Annotated in this window: 1 protein-coding gene; it reads left to right on the forward strand. The window is 23.1% G+C overall.

Features of this window, described 5'->3' with window-relative positions:
• The coding region (locus tag EHV01_RS06265) for a hypothetical protein (protein ID WP_422066708.1) at positions 1–695 on the forward strand (695 nt) is incomplete at both ends.

Consider the following 695-nt stretch of genomic DNA (forward strand, 5'->3'; position numbering starts at 1 on the left):
GWAGAATTAAGAAGACAAGCCCATGATACTTTAATAGATATTAGAGAAAACATACGAGATAATAGACATTGAATGGTATTTCCTTTTAATATTTATAGTTCATATATACCTGATACAGAAACTGGTTGAAAACCAAATAATGCTAAACCAAGTGATTATGGTAGTTATACAAGAATATTTGATAATATGGAAAGTACTATTGCACAATGACAAGGTAGTTTAAAAATAGTTCAAAAATATAAAGGTGAAGAAATTAATATATTAACTATTGATGATTTTAATAAACAACCAGTTAACTCAACTATATGAGTAAATAATGAAACACCTTTTGCGATAAAATTAAAAGGTGAAAATATTAATTATTATTGAAAATTAATTGATGGTGAAAACATTTATGATATTAATAGAATGTTAGAATACTTAAATAAATATAAATTAAATTATTTTATTAATGATAATAAAGCAGATAACTTTTATACAAAAGAAGTCAAAGTTGGTAAATATTGAGATGCTTATATGATTGATGATAGAAGTTCTATTCAATTTGGAGATGCTAAATTTGAACAAGTATTTACTCAGCAATCAACCGAAAGACAATATACTTTATTAATTTTAGATGAAGATGCAGATAAATTAAATATTAATGATTATTATAATTTTTATACTGTATTTAATGACCGTGGTTTAAATATTGG

Source organism: Spiroplasma sp. hy2, from assembly GCF_044714365.1.
Classification (GTDB): Bacteria; Bacillota_I; Bacilli_A; order Mycoplasmatales; family Mycoplasmataceae; genus Spiroplasma; species Spiroplasma phoeniceum.